This window comes from Flavobacterium denitrificans DSM 15936 (assembly GCF_000425445.1).
Lineage (GTDB): Bacteria > Bacteroidota > Bacteroidia > Flavobacteriales > Flavobacteriaceae > Flavobacterium > Flavobacterium denitrificans.
Window position 1 is genome coordinate 215,199 of sequence record NZ_AUDL01000012.1, and the last position, 17,765, is coordinate 232,963.

A 17,765-nucleotide genomic window follows, 5' to 3' on the forward strand; every position below is an offset into this window, starting at 1 on the left:
GTTTTCAATTTAGTCTTGTGACTGTAAACTGTGACTGAGACTATATATTAACTACAGTTCCAATATTTTCGCCTTCGCAGATTTTCAACAGATTTCCAATTTTGTTCATATCAAAAACAACGATTGGCAATTTGTTTTCTTGGCTTAATGTAAAAGCAGTAGTATCCATTACATTTAATCCTTTTTTGATTACATCGTCAAACGAAATGAAATCAAATTTTACAGCTGAAGCATTTTTTTCTGGATCAGAATCGTACACTCCATCAACACGTGTTCCTTTTAAGATAACATCAGCATTGATTTCGATTCCTCTTAAAACTGCTGCAGTATCTGTTGTAAAATATGGGTTTCCAGTTCCAGCACCAAAAATTACGATTCTTCCTTTTTCAAGGTGACGATCTGCTCTTCTTTTGATATATGGTTCTGCGATAGATTCCATTTTTAAAGCAGTCTGCAAACGCGTTTTCATTCCTTTGTCTTCAAGTGCGCCTTGTAAAGCCATTCCGTTAATAACAGTTGCAAGCATTCCCATATAATCACCTTGCACTCTGTCCATTCCAGAACTTGCTCCGGCAACGCCTCTAAAAATATTTCCTCCTCCAATAACAATAGCAATTTCTACTCCTTTATCGTGAATCTGCTTGATTTCATCTGCATATTCGCCTAATCTTTTCGGGTCAATTCCGTATTGTAAATCACCCATTAAGGCCTCGCCGCTAAGTTTCAGAAGAATTCTTTTATATTTCATGTTTGTGTTGCGTTAATTTGTGCAAATATAGACATATTCTGATTTTTAAAAATAATGTTTACAAAAAAATAATTGGGAAGTAAATTTAAATTTATAAAGAATTTTATTGGCTTTTTATATCAAATCTGATAAAAGTCATATCTCGGTCTAGAGAAAATCCGTAATTTTATGCTAAGCAAAATAATTATCTATGAAAAGCATTGTCGCCAAAGCGTTGTTCAATAGCCACTCTTATATTGAATATCGAAAAATAGTAACCGATTTATTGTCTGAAGGAAAATCAACTGGAAATGAGCAATCTGACAGTTTGACCAATTATTCAAAATTGAATGAAGCCCGAATGAATCGGCTGGAAAAGACGATTCAAGTTTCTGAAGATATACAATCAAAATTACAACATTTAGACAATCATTATATCTGGCTTGTAATTTCTGAAGGTTGGTGTGGTGATGCGGCACAGATTCTTCCAATATTAAATAAAATGGCGCTCATTTCTGATAAAAAAATAGATTTGAGAATTGTGTTCCGTGATGAAAATGATGATTTGATGGAACATTATTTGACAAATGGCGGAAGAGCAATTCCAAAAGTAATTGTAATTTGTAAAGAAGCCGGAATTGTGAGAGCAGATTGGGGTCCAAGACCAAAAGGCGCAACCGAATTAATGGCAAAACACAAGCGAGAAGTTGGCCCAATCGATGAAAAAATCAAAACTGATTTACAATTATGGTATTTGACAGATAAAGGAATTTCGGTTCAGGAAGAACTTGTAGCGATTATGGAAAACATCAAATATAACCGCTTGTAGTAGTCTTTTTTTTGAAATAAATTGATGAAATTGCTGTTGATAACGTGTTGATAATAAACTAAATAAGATGTTAAATAATGCGTTTGAAATTTTCGCATTGTTTAAAATTTCGTATCTTAGTAAAACTATCCCACTTCTATTATTAATTTTCTGATTTACTCTTTTTATTGGTGTTTATTTAATGTTCAACTATTAAAAAATGCACTATTATGAAAAAGTTATTCGAAAGATTTTATGATTTCTTTTCTACATTTTTATTTGGAGGGAAGAATGTTCCTCACTATTAACTTTAAATAAGTATGAGATAAGATTACTTGTTTACAAAAGAGCCTGGCACATTACTGAATAAAAAAGTAATGTGCTTTTTTATTTTAAGCTTTCTTCAAACAAAGTAATATCAATTGCATTTCTTACGTCGTAATCACCAATTTTAGTACGGCGTAAAACAGTTAAGTGCGAACCTGAATTCATTGCTTTTCCAAAATCATAAGCTAGCGAACGAATGTATGTTCCTTTAGAACAAACTACTCTGAAATCTACTTCCGGCAATTCAACTCTAGTGATTTCGAACTCATGAATTGTAGTTTTTCTGCTTTCAATTTCGATAGATTCTCCAGCACGAGCGTGTTCGTACAAGCGGACGCCGTCTTTTTTTATGGCTGAAAAAATAGGTGGTTTTTGATCAATTTCACCTAAAAACTGCTTTACCGTTTCATGAATCAAAGATTCGTTGATATGATTGGTTGGGAAAGTTTGGTCGATTTCGGTTTCTAAATCGTACGATGGAGTAGTGGCTCCAATATAAAATGTTCCGGTATATTCTTTTGCCTGACCCTGAAGTTCAGAAATCTTTTTTGTGAATTTTCCAGTACAAATTAATAAGAGTCCAGTCGCTAAAGGATCTAAAGTACCAGCGTGACCAATTTTGAACTTTTTTGGCAGTCCAACTTTATTAATCAAAAGATATTTTAATTTATTGACAGCTTGAAACGAACTCCATTTTAATGGTTTGTCAATCAATAAAACTTGTCCGTTTAAATATTCCTCAGGTGTCATTATATTATCGTAAGCGGGTGAATAAAAAAGTGAATCACTAATAAAATGATTCCTGCAGCAATTCGGTAATAGCCAAAAACTTTAAATCCGTTTTTAGTCAAAAATCCGATGAAGGTTTTGATTGCCAAAAGCGCTACGGCAAAAGCAACAATATTTCCAATAATCAGCATGTTTACTTGGTCATGAGATAATTCAAATCCAGCTTTATAATAATCGTAGCATTTTTTTGCAGTTGCGCCCAACATTGTTGGAACGGCTAAGAAAAATGAAAATTCAGCAGCCGAAGTTCTAGTCAGTTTTTGAGCCATACCACCAACGATACTTGCGCCACTTCGTGAAACGCCTGGAATCATTGCAAGGCATTGGAATAGCCCAATTTTTAAAGCTTTTGCATATGTGATTTCAGTTGAAACTTCTGGATCGTTTGGCTTGTTGAACCATTCGTCAACTTTCAACAAAATGATGCCACCTAATAAAAGTGAAATCGCAACAGTTATTGGGTTTTCTAATAAGCCATCAATAATATCGCTTAATAGCAGTCCTAAAACCACAGCAGGAATAAAAGCCACTAAAAGTTTAAAGTAAAAGTCAAATGTTTGAAAGAAACGTTTGAAATATAAAATTACAACCGAAAGTATCGCGCCAAGTTGAATTACAATGGTGAAAAGTTTGGTAAAATCATCTTTTGCTATTCCGAAAAAAGAAGAAGCAATAATCATATGGCCTGTTGAAGAAACAGGCAAAAACTCTGTAATTCCTTCAATAATGGCAAGAACGATAGCTTGTAATGTATTCATTTATAATTTTAGATTTAGTCCCGAAGCCTCGGGATTGATTTCAGATTGTCACCCTGAGTTTAGTCGAAGGGCTAGCCAATATCTGTAAGTCTAATTATTTTGATTTTTTGAAGATGGAATAGATCGTGATTCCAAAACCGATCAAAACAGTTGTTGGAGCCAAACGAATACGTCTAAAGCTGAAAATGTCTTCGTTAAAAACATTTGGATCAGTACTTCCTCCGCCAGACATCAATATGAATCCTAATGCGATAACGCCAATTCCAATCAATAAGATTTTGTAATTGATTCCGTCAAAAAGGAATTCGTGATTATCTTGTTTTCCTTCTTTAATATTGTTGTTTTTCATTTTATTTCTTTTGCTGTCTTGAGCAAACCCAAGATGTTTTATTTATTTGTCAGCCTGAGCAAACTCGAAGGCAATTATTTAATACTGAAAACTTAATGCTGCGACTGAATACTAATAAAGATCGTCTGTTCTTAAATTCAAGAAACGTTGTGTTGCAAAGTGCGTACTTACCCAAGTAATCAAAACTCCAAATCCGAAAACGGCTAATAATACCAAGCCGATCAAAGCTTTGTCTTCTAAAATTCCTAATCCAGGGAAGTTCGTTTCGACATAAATTAAAAGTGCAATCAATGCAATAATTGCTAAAACTGCGCCAAGCATTCCTAATTTTACGCTGCGCATTACAAAAGGTTTACGGATAAAGGCTTTTGTAGCCCCAACCATTTGCATCGTTTTGATAATAAAACGATTTGAATGTATAGAAAGTCGTAGCGAACTATTGATTAGTAAAACCGCAATTACAGCAAGGAAACCGCTGATAATTAAAATCCACATACTTACTTTTTTGATATTGTCATTTACTAGGTTTATCAATTGTTTGTCGTAAACAATATCTTCAATCATAGTATTTTGACGCAATTTGCTTTCAATTTTAGAGATGCTGTCTCTTTCAACATAATCAGCTTTTAGGTGAATGTCGTATGAATTCAACAATGGGTTTTCTCCTAAGAAAGTCAAGAAATCTTCTCCAATGATATCGGTATGTTCTTTTGCTGCTTTTTCTTTCGAAACATAAGCATACGATTTTGCAAAAGGCGCTCTTTTTAATTCGGCATCAAATGCTTTGACAACACTATCATTAGCCTCATTTTTGAAGAAAACAGTCATCGCGATTTTTTCTTTAAAATCGTTAGCCAGTTTTTTAGAATTAATAATGAATAATCCCAGTACTCCCAAAAGGAATAAAACCAGAAATACACTTAAAACTACCGAAAAATAAGAGGAAATTAACCTGCGCTTTTGAAATTTATCAAAGTTAGAACTCATAGTTTGCTTAATTATGTGGTAAAAATAATAAAGAATTTCTTTATTTAAAGTTATTAACGAACTTTTATACTATAAATGTACAATTCCCTATTGAATAAAATATTGGTTTAACCGTAAAGTGCGCAAATTTTTATCAAAGTTTCCAAACAAAGTTGATTTAATCTCGCAAAGTCGCAGAGTCGCAAAGTTTTCATAATCGATTGAAGAAAAACTTTGCGACTCTGCGACTTTGCGAGCAAAAAAAGTAACGAAGTGCTTTAGCGCTCAAAAAACTAAAAAAACTTAGTAGCTTAGAATCTCAGAACCTTAGCATCTTTATTTAACTTTATAAACTTCAATGCTTTTTAACCAATAAACATGACGTGGTCCCGTTTTGATATCGTTTTTGCAAATCGCGATCATTTCGCCGTTTTTTACCGGTTTTCCATTTTCTTCAAAAAGAATATAAGTGTTTTCTCCAGTAGGATTGTTGAAAATTTCTGCCCACGAAAAAGTGGCTTTATAATCGTCTGAAGCTCGGGCTACGATATAGAAGTTTCTGTCTTTGTGCCCGTTTTGTTTGATTTTTGCTTTTTCAAGAATGTCTCTTAAAAGAACACCTTTGCAAACTTTAATTTCTCTTTTGACTTCTCCATTTTTACCCGTTATTTTTAAATTGTCAATCGTTGCAACTTTCATTTTTCTCAAAGAATCAACTGTTAATTGAAGTTGAAATTCGACATCGCCTTTCACTTCAATTTGATGATTTACTAATTTTAAACTGTCTTCAGCAGAAAGTAGATTGTGATCATGTTTTTTAGTTTCTGAAGTTTTTTCGGTTGAAACTTTTTCTTCTTTTTTAGAGGAATTGCACATCGCACAAGAAAATGCAATGAAGAAAATTAGAATGTAGTTTTTAGTTTTCATAGAATTTGCAGTTTAGATTTTGTTAGTTTCCCACACTAATGATAAATAATACAATCCGCCAATTGATGGTCCGCCGAGAATTGAAGTGTATTGTTTATTGAGAATATTTGTACTACCCAATTTTGTTGTAATACCTGATTTTTTGAAGTAATAATTAACCTGAGCATCCATTGACCAATAAGCTGGAACGGTCCCGCTGACTAAAAATGATACATAATCAAAGTTATTTTGGTAACGCGCCGTCACACTTGCGCCAAGATTTTTCCAGATATTTTGAGCAATCAGTGTTCCGTTGACGTTGAATTCCGGAGTATTGAAACCGTCTTCAAGTCCGTCTTTATCATCTGTTCTGTCGAGTTTGGTGTAAGTAAGATTGGTTAAAGCAGTAAACATTTCATCAAATCGATATTTCAGACCTAAACTTCCGCCGTAATTGTAGATTTTACTTTTAGAATTTGTCCAGAGTCTGTAACGGCTTTGCGTTGTTCTTGAATACAAAGAAGTCGGAATTAAATTTGGATCTGTTGTATTTGGAATACTAGCTTCGACTTGCGCGATGAAATTTTTATAAGAGTTGTAATAGAAATCGGCATCAATAAAAAGGTTTCGGTTTAATGTTATTCCTCTAAAACCAATTTCAAATGATTTTACAAATTCAGGTTCTAAATAGGTGTACGGATTTTTCTGAATCGTATTTTTATTCTTTTCGATTGCCTGTGCCTGGGTCAAACCATTTGTATTGACATCCGTATTCACTTGCGCCTGAAATTTATCAATTGAAGCTTTTGTATACGAATTCTCAAAAATTCCATCCGACATAATTCGCAATCCGCCAACACGTTTTACGCCGCCGGAATTCACATTTGAAAAACCTTCAAAAATACTCGGAAAACGATAACCTGTTTGATAAGAAGCTCTAAAATTAAGACTTTCTTTTGGTGAATAAACTGCTGTAAATTGAGGCGTGAATTTGGCATCAAAATAATCTGCTTTGTCCATTCTTATTGTTGCGCCTAATCTCAATTTGTCAGAGAAAAAATCTTTTGTCACTTGCGTGAAAGCGCCAGTTTTTTGATACGTCAGATTTTCATCAGCATGAACAGGATTAATAAAATAGTTTCCGTCTGGAACAATAATGTAATTTCTATAGTCAACTCCGCTTAATAATTTAGCGTCAATTTTTTCGAAGAAAGAAGTAAAAGCTTTGTCCCAATTAATCAATCCTTCGCCATGAACCAAAGTTGATTTTACACGCAAAGCGGCGCCAATATCCCAATTGTTAATGTCGATTAATTCTTCTTTTTTCTTTTCATAAGCTTCAGTTCCGGGAATAAATCTTCCTTGATCCGATTGCGTTCTGGCAATTCTGTGTGCGTCTGCAACTGTTGCACCACCAGTAACGGCATTTTTGTAGGCAGTTGTATAATCGGCAAACCATTTGTCGTCAGATTTATAAGCGCGATCCATATTCTCAGCAAGCGAACGCATATTGTATGAATCTCCAGTATTTTCAGTTGTCGCGTAGGCTTTTACCTGAAAAATGGGATTGTGAAAATCAACCGCAAATTGATTCAGCGTATAATTGTCAAGTCTGAAACGGTTTGAACGTTGGTAAATTGTATTGATTAAAGCCGTTTTGTAAGTCACAGAAAGCTCGTTTTCTGGTTTTGGACGAAAATAAAATCCCACATCGGCTTTGTAATTTTTGATTCCGTAATCTGAAATATCCGTTTCGCGATAACCCGTTCTGGCCACGACATAATTTTTGCAGTTTAGGTTTAAAGTTTTTCGGTTTGCCGATTCATTTCCGTAACCGTTTACTTCATCATAAGCCGGATTATCGGCACCAAATAAACCTGTCGAAGCATTTGCATTTGGAGCCAAATCTGTTCGATCATCTGCAACCCAATCTGTTCCTCCGGTTGTCGAAGCATTAACTTTAAAAACGAATTTTTCATTAAAAGCTTTTGCAAATCTTAAATTAAACTGCGAATAAACTTTCGGTGAAAATCGGTCAATATTCCCCACATGATTCACGCCCGTTAATTGCTGAATGCTGACTCCTTGGTATTCAAAAGGATTTTTAGTCTGAATATTTGCCAAACCATTAATCGCGTTCATTCCGTACAAAGCCGAAGCGGTTCCAGGAATAATTTCGATTTTGTCAATATCAAGATCATTTGCGCCTAAAGCATTTGCAATTGGCGCGCCCAAATGTGGTGCCTGATTATCGATTCCGTCAACTAATTGTGCAAATCGAACATTTGTAGAATTGGCAAAACCTCTTGTATTAATAACTTTAAAACCCAAACTTGGTGTAATAATCTGAACGCCTTTTACATTTTCGAGTGCTTCATAAATACTTGGCGATCCCATTTTTTTGGCTTCCGCCGATTTTAATTGTTCAATACTTATAGGAGAACGCATGATATTTTCAGAACGACGAGAAGCTGTAATGACCACTTCACTCAATTCTTCTTTTTTAATGCTGTCTTGTTTTGTTTTGGAATTGTCAGTTTGAGAAAAACTTTTCAGGCTTATAAAAAGAAATAGTAGATATAATTTTTGGTTCATGTTTTTGGTTTTGTTTCAGTATGTTTTAAAATGAATACTGATAGTTAAAAAAAAGATTTTGGTTAAAATGCTTAATCTACTCTGGGTTTTATTAATCTCGCAATCCCGATAGCTATCGGGATTGCGAGATTAAAAACATAAGCTTTGCGAATTATTTTCTTTAAATTAAAATTTCAAATTTTGAGTTTCTTTCTGAGCAAACTCTTTTATACGTTTTTCAACTTCATAAAAAACAGCAATCGCTTTTTCACCAGCTTCAGTCAATTTTGCACCGCCGCCGCCTTTTCCGCCAAGAAGTTTTTCGACTAAAGGTTTTTCAGCACGTTGATTCATTTCTTCAACTAATTGCCAAGCTTGTCGATATGCCATTTTCATTTCCTTAGCGGCATTTGTAATAGAACCCGTTTTCTGAATATTCTCTAAAAGCCAGATTTTGCCAATTCCAAGAAAAGCGCCTTCTGTTTCTTCAATCCAAACACGTACCTCGACACTGTATTTTTTACTGTCAGCCATTTTAGTTTTTTAAATGCTACTCAAAAATAATTCTTTTCTGGTAAAAATATTCTGTCTTCGCCATATATTTTCTAAGTATTAAAATGCAAACATAAGTATTTTTACGTAATTAAAAATAAGTATTTTGTTATTTTATTTGTTTGTCAACGAAATAGCTTTGGAACAAGCCACAATAAATGTAAATTTGCGCGATAATTCATTAAGTGAGAAAAACTTTGAATCTTTGTCACTTTGCAACTTTGAACCTTTAAAAAATGAAATACAATCCAAACGAAATTGACGCCAAATGGCAAAAATATTGGGCAGAAAATCAAACTTTTGCAGCAAAAAACAACTCTGAAAAACCGAAACATTATGTACTCGATATGTTCCCTTATCCATCTGGAGCAGGATTACACGTTGGGCACCCGCTGGGTTATATAGCTTCAGATGTTTATTCTCGTTTTAAAAGACATCAAGGTTTCAATGTTTTGCACCCAATGGGTTACGACAGTTTCGGATTGCCGGCAGAGCAATATGCGATTCAGACAGGACAGCGTCCAGAAGATACAACTCGCGTAAATATTGACGGAGGTGTTGACAAAGAAGGAAAACAAATTGCCGGATACAGAAAACAATTAGACAAAATCGGATTTTCATTTGATTGGGCGCGTGAAGTCCGTACGTCAAATCCTGATTATTACAAACATACACAGTGGATTTTTATCCAATTGTTCAATTCTTGGTATTGCAGAAAACAAGGAAAAGCATTTGATATTGCTGAGCTTGTAAAAGTTTTTGAAGAAGAAGGAAATAAATTAGTTGAAGCAGTTTGCGACGACAATGTTGCGATTTTTACTGCTGAAGAATGGAACTCTTATTCTGAAGATCAAAAAGAGAAAATTTTGTTGCAATACAGAATGACGTATTTGGCAGAAACCGAAGTAAACTGGTGTCCAGGCTTAGGAACTGTTTTGGCAAATGACGAAATTGTAAACGGAGTTTCGGAGCGTGGAGGCTTTCCTGTTATAAGAAAAAAAATGACACAATGGAGTATGCGAATTTCTGCTTATGCCGAACGCTTGCTTCAAGGTCTAAATGATATCGATTGGAGCGAGTCAATCAAAGAATCTCAAAGAAACTGGATTGGGAAAAGCGTTGGCGCGATGGTAACGTTCAACGTAATACCAACAACCAACAACCAGCAACCAGAAACTATTTCCGTTTTCACAACGAGACCTGATACAATTTTTGGAGTTACTTTCATGACTTTGGCACCTGAGCATGATTTGGTGGCTAAAATTACAACTCCAGAACAAAAAGAAGCTGTTGAAGCTTATATCGAAAAAACAGCAAAACGTTCAGAGCGTGAGCGTATGGCCGATGTAAAAACGATTTCTGGAGTATTTACAGGTGCTTATGCTGAACATCCTTTTACAAAAGAAGCTATTCCGGTTTGGATTGGTGATTACGTTTTGGCGGGTTACGGAACAGGCGCTGTAATGGCGGTTCCTTGTGGAGACGAAAGAGATTACGCTTTTGCTAATTTCTTTAAAGGAACTGTAGGAATGCCGGAAATCAAAAATATCTTCGCAAATGTTGATATTTCTGAAGCTGCATACGGATCAAAAGATAACGTTGAAATCGCAAATTCTGATTTCTTAAACGGATTAAATTATAAAAAAGGAACTCAAAAAGCGATTGAAAAATTAGAAGAAATTGGTCAAGGAAAAGGTAAAACAAATTACCGTTTGCGTGATGCAGTTTTCTCTCGTCAGCGTTATTGGGGAGAGCCGTTTCCAGTTTATTATGTGAACGGATTGCCAAAAATGATTGACACACAGCATTTGCCAATTATTTTGCCAGAAGTAGAGAAATATTTGCCAACAGAAGACGGTTTACCACCATTAGGGAATGCAGCTGTTTGGGCTTGGGATACAAAACAAAACAAAGTTGTCAATACAGACTTAGTTGATAATGTTTCCATTTTTCCTTTAGAATTGAACACTATGCCAGGTTGGGCGGGAAGTTCATGGTATTGGATGCGTTATATGGATGCGCACAATGAAAATGAATTTGCAAGTAAAGAAGCTTTGGCTTACTGGGAAAATGTAGATTTGTATATTGGCGGTAGCGAACACGCAACAGGTCACTTATTATATTCTCGTTTCTGGAACAAATTCTTAAAAGACAAAGGTTTTGCTCCAACTGAAGAACCATTCAAAAAACTGATTAATCAGGGGATGATTTTGGGAACAACGGCTTATGTTTACAGATTAGAAGGAACAAACACTTTTGTTTCTAAAAATAAAATTGAAGGTCAAAATGTACAGCCAATTCGAGTTGACGTTCATTTTGTGAATTCTTCAGATGAATTGAATATCGAAAAATTCAAAGCTTGGAGAGAAGATTTCAATACAGCAGAATTTATTTTGGATGAAAACGGAAAATACATTGTTGGTCGTGAAGTCGAAAAAATGTCGAAATCATATTACAATGTTGTAACTCCAGATGATATCTGCGCAGAATATGGAGCTGATACATTGCGTTTATACGAAATGTTCTTAGGTCCGTTAGAGCAAGCAAAACCTTGGAATACTGCTGGAATTTCAGGAGTTTTTGGTTTCTTGAAAAAATTATGGAGATTGTATTTTGACGATAACGGCTTAATCGTAAACAACGACGAACCAACAAAAGACAACCTAAAATCATTGCATAAAACGATCAAAAAAGTAGCAGAAGATATCGAGAATTTCTCTTTCAATACTTCGGTTTCTCAGTTTATGATTTGTGTAAACGAATTGTCTTCTCAAAACTGTCATTCAAGAGCGATCTTAGAACCATTAGCGATTTTGGTTTCGCCTTATGCGCCTCACATTGCAGAAGAATTATGGGCACAGTTAGGACATACAACTTCAATTTCTGAAGTGGCGTTCCCAGTTTTTGAGGCAAGTCATTTGGTTGAAACGAATAAAGAATATCCAGTTTCTTTCAACGGAAAAATGCGTTTCACAATCGAATTGCCTTTGGATTTAACCAAAGAACAAATCGAAGAAATCGTAATGAAAGACGAAAGAACACAAAAACAATTAGATGGCAGAACGCCAAATAAAGTGATTATTGTTCCTGGGAAAATCATCAATTTGGTTGGTTAACCAAATAAATTCCAATATTAAAAATTCCAAATTCCAATTTTACGATTGGGGTTTGGGATTTTTTTTTATGTCTTGTTTTTTTGCCACGAATTACACGAATTTACACGAATTTTTATTTCAATCTTTATGTCCTTCTACTTCGCTCAGATTGATATTGCGTAAAGTTTGTCATTTCGACGAAGGAGAAATCTTCGCAAGCAACTCCGTTCCAATAAGTCAATCTTTGTCGAGTTTCTCGTGGAGATTTCTCCTTCGTCGAAATGACAAACTATGTGTTTTCGAAATAAAAATTAGTGAAAATTCGCGTAATTCGTGGCGGAAAACATAGCGTTCTTTGCGCAAACCTTCGCGCACTTTGCGGTTAAAAACCCGCGCCAACATTGGGATTCGCAATTTAATAATTAAAATTTTAAAAACTTTTGTAACATTTTAATAGCTCTCGTATCCAAACGACGGATCCGATTTAATTAACAACTTAAAACTATTAAAAATGAAAAAGTATATCATCTTAATTATCGCATTCTTATTCTCAGCATTATGTCTAAATGTTTTTGCACAAACAAAATCATATCCGTTTGAAGTTCTTAAAACTGGAAAAGGAAAACAATCAATAATTTTCATTCCCGGATTTGCTTCTTCTGGAGAAGTTTGGAACGAAACCAAAACTGCCTTCGAAAAAGATTTCACTTGTTATACACTTACAATGCCAGGTTTTGCTGGAGTAAAACCGCAACCAAATCCTTCATTCGAAAATTGGAAAACAGAAATTGCCAATTATATAAAAGAAAATAAAATCTTAAAACCAATTCTTGTTGGGCATAGTATGGGCGGTGGATTGGCTTTGGCAATTGCAGCTGATTATCCGGAGCTAATTGGGAAAATTGTGGTGGTTGATGCGCTTCCTTGCTTGGCCGCTTTGAGTGATCCTACTTTTAAATCAAAAGAAAATAATGATTGTACAGCAATGGTGAATCAGATGACTGGAATGACAGATGCTCAGTTTCTTGATATGCAGAAAAAAACAATGCCGAGACTTTTGGCCGATGCTTCAAAAATGGATATGGTAGTGGATTGGAGTGTAAAATCAGACCGAAAAACATTCGGGAAAATGTATTGTGATTTCTCAAATACCGATTTAAGAACGAAAATCGCACAGATAAAATGTCCAGCGTTAATTTTATTAGAGTCTTATTTTATAAATTTAAAACCAGCAATTGAAGATCAATATAAAAACTTAAAAACAGCAAATTTTCAATATGCAAACAAAGGTCTTCATTTTATTATGTATGATGATGCAGCTTGGTATTTGGAACAATTAAACACTTTTCTAAAATAATAAGAATGGAATTTGAACAAATCTACAAGACGTATTGGGATCGAATATTCAGGCTTTGTATGGGTTTTGTCAATGATTATGACATTGCGCAAGATCTCGCTCAGGAAACATTTATAATTGTCTGGCAAAAGCTCGATACATTTAGAAACGAATCGGCTATTGGAACTTGGATTTTCAGGATTGCTTCTAATAATTGTTTAAGACAAATCGAAAAACAAAAACGTTTTCCGAAATCTGATTTGCCAATTCATCTTTCTGAAGAAAAACAACAGTCAATAGAACCACAGATTCAGTTTCTTTATAAATGCATCGCCGAATTACCGGAAACCGATCGTATTATAATTTCACTGGAATTAGAAGAAGTAAAGCAAGCTGAAATTGCCAAAATTGTTGGTCTTTCAGAGGCAAATGTAAGAGTGAAAATTCACAGGATCAAAGAAAAACTGACTCAAAAATTTAAAGAAAATGGAAAACAATAATATAGACTTCAAAGATTTATGGAAAAAGCAAGCCGTAAGTCAGCCCAATATGGAGGATTTGCTTGAGCGTGTAAGTCAATTTAAAAAAGCATCGTTGCGCAGTTTGTGGAAAACTAATATTATGCTTTTGGCTACTAGTGCTTTCATCATATTTATATGGATTTATTATCAGCCACAATTTATTTCAACTAAAATAGGAATCGTTTTGGTTGTTCTTGGAATGGTTGTTTATCTTTTTGTATCCAATAAATTATTTGGGAATTATAAAGATATTGATGCAACACAGGACAATCATGAATATCTTCAAAAATTGGTTTCTATTCAAAAGAAACAGCAGTTTTTGCAGACAAATATGATGAGTTTGTATTTTTTGATGTTGACGACGGGAATCTGTTTGTATATGTATGAATATGCAAGCAGAATGAGTATTCTCGGTGCAAGTTTGACGTACGGAATTACTTTGTTGTGGATTTTGTTCAATTGGTTCTACGTTCGCCCGAAACAAATCAAAAAACAACAATCGAAAATAAATAGTCTGATTGAAAAGTTTGAAGCAGTAAATCATCAATTAGAATCTTAAACATGAAAGCTTTGCAGTATTGTGAAGCTTTTTTTGTGCCAAAAAATGTCAAAATGTCATTTTGTTAAAATGGTTCAGAAATTGTGATTGATTTTGTAACTTTAAAAATCAATCAAAAAAAAATAATATGGGAAGTGGATATTTAATTCTTGCCGGAGCTATAATGTTGTTTAGCTGGTTGGTAAGTTCAAAGCTAAAAAGTAAGTTCGAGTTGTATTCAAGACTGCAATTGCGAAACGGAATGAGTGGTAAAGAAATTGCGGAAAAAATGTTGGCTGATAACGGAATTACAGATGTTCGTGTGATTTCGACTCCGGGACAATTAACCGATCATTATAATCCGTCAGACAAAACAGTAAATTTAAGTGAAGCCGTTTATAATCATCGTAATGCAGCAGCAGCGGCAGTTGCTGCGCACGAATGTGGTCACGCTGTTCAGCATTCTATAGGATATGAATGGCTAACAATGCGTTCGAAGTTAGTTCCAATTGTAAACGTTGCCTCAAATTTTATGCAATGGATATTGCTTGCTGGAATCTTAATGATAAAAGCTTTTCCGCAATTATTGTTAGTTGGAATTATTCTTTTTGCTGCAACAACTTTATTTTCGATTATTACATTGCCAGTTGAATATGATGCGAGCAACAGAGCGTTAGCTTGGCTTGAAAACAAACATATGCTAACTCAACAAGAGCAGGCAGGAGCAAAAGATGCCTTAAAATGGGCTGCGAGAACTTATGTGGTTGCCGCGATTGGATCTATTGCAACGTTGTTGTACTACATTTCGATTTATTCAGGAAGTAGGAGAAACTAATTTGATAATTGAGATAATTAGTCAATTAGATAATTTATAGCAAAACCCGATAGGTTTTTAAAACCTGTCGGGTTTTGTTTTTTAAGTTAATTGAAGTTCGGAATATAATATTTCTAATTGTTCAAATACATTAATAAAAAAAGAATTGTCCAAATTCCGAGTATAATGTAAAATGAATTTACATATTGTATGTTTTCTGATTTATAGTATTTGACAAGAAGTACAAGAGCCAAAACAATGCTTGTTGGAATTGAAAGTAAAAACAGCAAAAAACCTGCACCTGGAGTGCATACACCGCTTGGAACTGCCTTTTCTGCCAAGAATCCTATTATAGAGTAGATGGTAAAAAAAATTAATGTTTTAATTTCTTTTCGTGCTATGTTAACCATTGATCGTAAAATTGGCTTTAAAATTATCTAATTATCAAATTTTCTAATTGGCACATTCTAAAGCTGAATCTGTCTATCAATCTGTTGATCTAGCGAAATAAAAGTTTCTGTTCTTGAAACACCTTCAATTGCTTGGATTTTATTATTTAAAAGAGACATTAAATGTTCGTTGTCACGACAAATGATTTTAATCAGTACAGACCAGTTTCCGGTGGTATAATGACATTCTAAGACTTCGGGGATTTTTCTTAATTCTTTTACGGCTTCTGAGTTTCGAGAAGCTTTGTCAAGATAAACACCAATAAAAGCCATGGTGTTATAACCTAAGACTTTTGGATTTACAGTAAATTTTGATCCTGAAATAACGCCAGATTGTTCCAGTTTTTTTAAACGTTGATGAATTGCGGCGCCAGAAATTCCGATTTTGTTGGCAATTTGTAATATAGGTTTTCGGGCATCATCCATTAAATAACGCAGAATTTCTTTGTCGATACCGTCAATTTCAATTAGGAGGGAATTGATTTTCATAACTTAAAATTTGAAACTATTTTTTATGATTTGGGTTTAGGATAGAAATCAAATGTAGTTAAATTGTTTGGGAAATAAAATTCTGATACTGAAATCCCAAATTTTGATGTTTTGAATATAGCTCAAGATTTCAACCTTTAGAAATTTAGGGAAATCTTGCGAAACGGATCATGATAAAAAAGAAAAATTCCAAATCCCAAGTGATTAAGTTGGAATTTGGAATTTAAATATTTTTCGGTTTGTCGATTTATTTTGCTTTGTTTGCCTCGGCAATGTATTTTTCTAAAGCCATTGTCATCGAAGGCGTTTCAGGAGTTGGAGCAAGAATATCAATTCTTAATCCGTGATCCAAAGCTTCCTTTTGAGTCGTGCTTCCAAATACAGCGATTCTGGTGTTGTTTTGCTTAAAATCAGGGAAGTTTTTAAACAAAGATTTAATTCCTGTTGGACTAAAAAATGCTAAAACATCATAGTAAACATCGGCTAAATCAGACAAGTCGCTCATTACAGTTCTGTAAAAAATAGCTTGTGCCCAATCTACTTTTAGATTGTTTAATGTGATAGGTGCATCTGCATTTAATTGGTCAGATGCAGGAAGTAAAAACTTCTCGTCTTTGTACTTTTTGATTAGCGGAGACAAGTCTGCAAAATCTTTTGCTCCAACGTAAATTTTACGTTTTCTGTACACAACATACTTTTGAAGATAGAATGCTACAGCTTCAGATTGACAAAAATATTTCAATCCTTCAGGAACTTTGTAACGCATTTCATCAGCCACTCTAAAAAAATGATCTACCGCATTTCTACTTGTTAAAATGATCGCAGTGTAATGATTAAGATCGATTTTTTGTAATCGAATCTCTTTTGCGCTAACCCCTTCTACATGAATAAATGGTCTGAAATCAATTTTTATTTTGTGTTTTTGTTGGAGCTCAAAGTAAGGAGAATTCTCCACTTTAGGTTCAGGCTGTGACACCAAAATTGTTTTCACTTTCATATTATAAATATTTTCTAAGCACTCCCTTTTGTTATCCAATAATAGAGAAAATAATAAGGGGCTATTTCAAGAGCGCAAAGATATAAAATAAAATAAAATAACTTGCTGATTATTGCATTTTGATACGTTTTAATTGAAATAAAATAGGAGTATATACTAATACACAGCGAAATGCCTATGATTGCTAACGGTACAATCGTTGGAATATTGTCATAATAAAATAAAACGGCATTGATTGGAAGCAATAATACGCCAATATAAGTGCGATAAGTGACTTTTTGCAAATTAAAAAGGTCGACAAATTCTTCAATATTAAATGAAGTCGCTACAATTTTTTCGATTAAATATTTCGCCAAAATAAAATAAAGCAGGAATGTTGCAATTTGGATAAACAAAATCCAATCGGTTTTTAATACAATATCTGCGGCTTTTGAATTTTTAGAATAGATATGCATCGCCAGCTGAATAAAAAAGGCAAACGAGATAATTTGCACGAAAAATAATCCAACTGTAAAGCTGCTTTTCATGTGGCTGTTGTCACGGTAGATTTTGGCATATTTGTCAGAAAAAATTAGCTTGCTGAATTCCGAAAATCGGGTTTCATAAGCCGATTTTGTAATGGCAACGACAGCAAAAGTCAGGACAAATAAAGCAGTTGCCCAGTCTTTGTTTTCAATAATTCGTGGATGAAGGTGTTCAATCATAGCGTCACAAAATTAGTAATTTTTTATATCAATAGTTTTATTATGTATTTATTATGAAGCAAATGC

Annotated in this window: 18 protein-coding genes; 6 read left to right on the forward strand and 12 right to left on the reverse strand. The window is 34.1% G+C overall.

Annotated elements, in window-relative coordinates:
- Positions 1 to 40: 40 nt before the first annotated feature.
- Positions 41 to 748: a UMP kinase gene (gene pyrH / locus H600_RS0108415; protein WP_008465141.1), complete on the reverse strand. Its 708-nt coding sequence runs from the start codon at positions 746 to 748 to the stop codon at positions 41 to 43.
- A gap of 190 nt (positions 749 to 938) precedes the next feature.
- Here pyrH and H600_RS0108420 point away from each other — a divergent pair, with 190 nt between their 5' ends.
- On the forward strand, positions 939 to 1,556 hold the full coding sequence (locus tag H600_RS0108420; RefSeq protein ID WP_026728366.1) for a thioredoxin family protein: 618 nt from the start codon (positions 939 to 941) through the stop codon (positions 1,554 to 1,556).
- A gap of 366 nt (positions 1,557 to 1,922) precedes the next feature.
- On the opposite strand, the gene truB is transcribed toward H600_RS0108420, so the two are convergent.
- The 7 genes from truB to H600_RS0108455 all read right to left on the reverse strand — a co-directional run bounded on the left by truB (position 1,923) and on the right by H600_RS0108455 (position 8,738).
- Positions 1,923 to 2,612, reverse strand: coding sequence for a tRNA pseudouridine(55) synthase TruB (gene truB / locus H600_RS0108425; RefSeq protein ID WP_026728367.1), 690 nt, complete (start codon positions 2,610 to 2,612; stop codon positions 1,923 to 1,925).
- On the reverse strand, positions 2,612 to 3,409 hold the full coding sequence (locus tag H600_RS0108430) for an undecaprenyl-diphosphate phosphatase (protein WP_026728368.1): 798 nt from the start codon (positions 3,407 to 3,409) through the stop codon (positions 2,612 to 2,614). The genes truB and H600_RS0108430 overlap by 1 nt, the downstream gene beginning before the upstream one ends.
- 94 nt (positions 3,410 to 3,503) lie before the next feature.
- Positions 3,504 to 3,758, reverse strand: coding sequence for a DUF3098 domain-containing protein (locus H600_RS0108435; RefSeq protein ID WP_026728369.1), 255 nt, complete (start codon positions 3,756 to 3,758; stop codon positions 3,504 to 3,506).
- Between the two features lie 111 nt (positions 3,759 to 3,869).
- On the reverse strand, positions 3,870 to 4,745 hold the full coding sequence (locus tag H600_RS0108440) for a cell division protein FtsX (RefSeq protein WP_026728370.1): 876 nt from the start codon (positions 4,743 to 4,745) through the stop codon (positions 3,870 to 3,872).
- Between the two features lie 315 nt (positions 4,746 to 5,060).
- Entirely contained in the window at positions 5,061 to 5,651 is a 591-nt protein-coding gene (locus H600_RS0108445) for a molybdopterin-dependent oxidoreductase (protein WP_026728371.1), read from the reverse strand.
- A 12-nt stretch (positions 5,652 to 5,663) separates the two neighbouring features.
- Positions 5,664 to 8,225: a TonB-dependent receptor gene (locus H600_RS0108450; RefSeq protein WP_026728372.1), complete on the reverse strand. Its 2,562-nt coding sequence runs from the start codon at positions 8,223 to 8,225 to the stop codon at positions 5,664 to 5,666.
- 165 nt (positions 8,226 to 8,390) lie between these two features.
- A complete protein-coding gene (locus H600_RS0108455; protein ID WP_026728373.1) occupies positions 8,391 to 8,738 on the reverse strand; it encodes a winged helix-turn-helix domain-containing protein in 348 nt (115 codons plus the stop codon).
- 254 nt (positions 8,739 to 8,992) lie between these two features.
- Here H600_RS0108455 and leuS point away from each other — a divergent pair, with 254 nt between their 5' ends.
- From leuS to H600_RS0108480, 5 genes are all read left to right on the forward strand, one after another.
- Positions 8,993 to 11,872, forward strand: a complete 2,880-nt coding sequence (leuS, locus tag H600_RS0108460) for a leucine--tRNA ligase (protein WP_026728374.1) — start codon at positions 8,993 to 8,995, stop codon at positions 11,870 to 11,872.
- Positions 11,873 to 12,362: 490 nt separating this feature from the next.
- A complete protein-coding gene (locus H600_RS0108465; RefSeq protein WP_026728375.1) occupies positions 12,363 to 13,208 on the forward strand; it encodes an alpha/beta fold hydrolase in 846 nt (281 codons plus the stop codon).
- A gap of 5 nt (positions 13,209 to 13,213) precedes the next feature.
- Positions 13,214 to 13,687, forward strand: a complete 474-nt coding sequence (locus H600_RS0108470; protein WP_026728376.1) for an RNA polymerase sigma factor — start codon at positions 13,214 to 13,216, stop codon at positions 13,685 to 13,687.
- On the forward strand, positions 13,674 to 14,267 hold the full coding sequence (locus tag H600_RS0108475; RefSeq protein ID WP_026728377.1) for a hypothetical protein: 594 nt from the start codon (positions 13,674 to 13,676) through the stop codon (positions 14,265 to 14,267). Before H600_RS0108470 ends, H600_RS0108475 begins: the two co-directional genes overlap by 14 nt.
- A 127-nt stretch (positions 14,268 to 14,394) precedes the next feature.
- Positions 14,395 to 15,081: a zinc metallopeptidase gene (locus H600_RS0108480; protein ID WP_026728378.1), complete on the forward strand. Its 687-nt coding sequence runs from the start codon at positions 14,395 to 14,397 to the stop codon at positions 15,079 to 15,081.
- Between the two features lie 113 nt (positions 15,082 to 15,194).
- Here the strand turns inward: H600_RS0108480 and H600_RS0108485 are convergent, their stop codons facing one another.
- The 4 genes from H600_RS0108485 to H600_RS0108500 form a co-directional block, all read right to left on the reverse strand.
- Entirely contained in the window at positions 15,195 to 15,470 is a 276-nt protein-coding gene (locus H600_RS0108485; protein WP_026728379.1) for a hypothetical protein, read from the reverse strand.
- Positions 15,471 to 15,527: 57 nt separating this feature from the next.
- Positions 15,528 to 15,998, reverse strand: a complete 471-nt coding sequence (locus H600_RS0108490; protein WP_026728380.1) for an Lrp/AsnC family transcriptional regulator — start codon at positions 15,996 to 15,998, stop codon at positions 15,528 to 15,530.
- A gap of 247 nt (positions 15,999 to 16,245) precedes the next feature.
- Positions 16,246 to 16,995 carry a uroporphyrinogen-III synthase gene (locus tag H600_RS0108495; protein WP_026728381.1) on the reverse strand — a complete coding sequence of 250 codons (750 nt, stop codon included), beginning with the start codon at positions 16,993 to 16,995 and terminating at the stop codon, positions 16,246 to 16,248.
- A 14-nt stretch (positions 16,996 to 17,009) separates the two neighbouring features.
- Positions 17,010 to 17,699 carry a DUF4271 domain-containing protein gene (locus H600_RS0108500; RefSeq protein WP_026728382.1) on the reverse strand — a complete coding sequence of 230 codons (690 nt, stop codon included), beginning with the start codon at positions 17,697 to 17,699 and terminating at the stop codon, positions 17,010 to 17,012.
- Positions 17,700 to 17,765: the final 66 nt, after the last annotated feature.